Origin of the sequence: Kribbella sp., assembly GCF_035655035.1 — a bacterium.
In the GTDB taxonomy this organism is placed as follows: Bacteria; Actinomycetota; Actinomycetes; order Propionibacteriales; family Kribbellaceae; genus Kribbella.
In genome coordinates this window covers 1-2300 of the sequence record NZ_DASRVN010000342.1, presented here as the reverse complement: position 1 = coordinate 2300, position 2300 = coordinate 1, and the positions used below count along the sequence as shown (strand labels likewise).

Annotated in this window: 1 protein-coding gene; it reads right to left on the bottom strand. The window is 69.0% G+C overall.

Going from position 1 to position 2300, the window contains the following annotated elements; translation table 11 throughout:
* Positions 1-2160: class III lanthionine synthetase LanKC (gene lanKC / locus VFF46_RS19125; protein WP_325038511.1), on the bottom strand; the 2160-nt coding region annotated here is incomplete at its 3' end.
* Positions 2161-2300 lie beyond the last annotated feature (140 nt).

The following is a 2300-nucleotide window of genomic DNA, read 5'->3' as shown; positions in this document are numbered from 1 at the left end:
CCCGGCCGAGCCTTCTTCGAGGTACGGCAGGGTCCGCCAGCCCTGGTTGACCTGGCGCATCCCGTCCTCGGTGAGCACGGTCCGCTTCAGGTCCTGCCGGAGCGCGATCTCCGCGAGGTCGAGCAGGCCGGTGTCGCCGAGCCGCTCGAATGCGTCGAGGAACAGCAGCGCCGGCCCGGACGACCCATACATCAGGCCGGCCCGCGCGTACTGACCGCCGCTGATCTCCGGTACGTCGGCCTCGAGGCGATCGGCTACCAGGTCGAGGACCCGGACCGCCTGCGCGCGGAGCGCCGGCTCGGTGTCGAAGTGCAGCAGGTTCAGGCCGATGCCGGCCAGGCCGGAGCGCAGCCCGAGCTCGCGGGTGCTCCAGTCGTCGGCGAGCGTGCGTTCCACCAGGTCCAGCGCGTCCTGACGGTGCCCGAGCTCGTCGAGTACGTGCGCGACGCCGTGCAGGCCGTCGTACAGCCCCGGCCCGGCCGCGGTGTCGAACGCCCGCTTCCGGAGCCAGTCGTCGTACTCCGGGAACCGTCCGGCGCCGGTCTTCGCGAGCGCGTACAGCACACCGGCCGCACCGGTCGCGAGGTCGATCCCGCCGCCGTCGCGGAACTGCGCGATGTCGCCGGGGAACAACCGATCGGTGCGTTCGGGTGTCGCGCTCGCGACGATTGCCTTGGTGAGGGCCGCGCGGACGTCGGTCCACTCGGCCTTGCCGGGGAGGGCGATCGCTTCGAGGTCGTTGGTCGTGGTGGTGCCGACGATCGTCCGGACGGCGTCGTCGAGCGTGTCGCGCGGCACCGGGAAGGTCTCCGCGATCATGTCCGCGAGCTGGAACGCCTTGCCGGGATGGAGATTCAGCAGAATGGTTGCCTGCGGCGCATAAACGCCAAGCGCGATACAGGCCAGCGCGTACCGGTCGACGTCGACGCCCTGGCGGTCCTGCGGCGCGGCGTACCCGGGGTGGGCCAGCGTCGAACGGGCATGGTCCTCCGCCTTGGTCGCGACCTCGAAGTCGATCAGCGTGAGCTTGCCGTTCACGTCGAGCAGCAGGTTGTCCGGGTGCAGGTCGCAGAACACCACACCGCGCTCGTGCAGCTGTCCGACGGCCGCGCCGACCTTGGCGATCATCCCGGTCGCCCAGCCGGCGTAGTCGGCCTTCTGGGATTCGGTCGCGTCCGGATGCGTCAGCGGATACCGGCGGACCAGCTCGCGTTGCAGCGACACCGAGTCGATGTGTTCCTGCACCAGGAAGTGGTGCTCGCCGAGCTGCAGGTAGTCGTGGGTTCTCGGCACCGCGTCGAGGCCGTCGAGTTGCTCGAGGATGTCCCGCTCGTGGGCGATCCGCGCCACGGCGTCCCGCCCGGCCAGGTCGAGCCCGGCGTACGGACGGCCTTCCTTGAGTACGACGCGGGCGCCGGTCTCGTTGTGGTGGCCGAGGTAGACGCCGCCGCCGTTCGAGAACTGGATGACGCCGTCGATCGTGTAGGCGAGGTCGTTGGTGGTGACGGCGTTGCGGGCGTCCAGGTGCGGCTGCAGGAAGTCCGGAAGCTGTACCCAGGGCGGCGTGACGAAGGTCGGGCCGCGGTGGTCCGGGACGAGGTTGCCGTGCACGTCCTCGATCGCCAGCACGCGTTCACCGGTCGGGGACAGGCAGTAGCGGCTGACGAAAGCGCCGTACCGGACGAACAGCGGGCCTTCGGCGTAGCGCAGATCGCTCAGGATATAAGGGCCTTCGACGCCGCGCAGTACGTCGTCGAGCTCCTTCAGGATCAGCTCGAGCTGCGCGTCGTCGGTCGGGTAGACGGTGACCAGCTTGCCGCTCGACCCGCGGGGAGCGGCCTTCGAGTTCGTCATCACCAGGACGGCCTCGTTGCGCAGGAACTTGAACGCGATACCGCGGGGGACGCAGTATTCCCAGATGGCCGCGAGGGTCCGCTCGACGTCCTGCATACGCGCGGAGACGTGGATCTTCCAGCCCTGCTGGGGGAGCCGTACGTCGGCCGGCGCGTAGTGCATCCAGGTCTCGCCGGGGAGGTGCTGCCAGTCCTCGGGCAAGGCCCGCCCGGTGACCGGGAAGTCGGGGTGCGCGGCACCACGGTTGGCCGGCGTCTCGTAGAACTGCCGATCCGCAAGGCAGTAGAACTCGTAGCTCTCGTGCATGACTGTCCGACCCCCTTTCCGTGGTTGCCCGCAACATCTTGGGCGCCGGGAAGGGGCTGGCGTAGTGCACGATGTCATCACCCTGGTGTGAAGAATCCACACACTACGAGTGAGTAGCTAAACACTCTTCGTTACCTGAC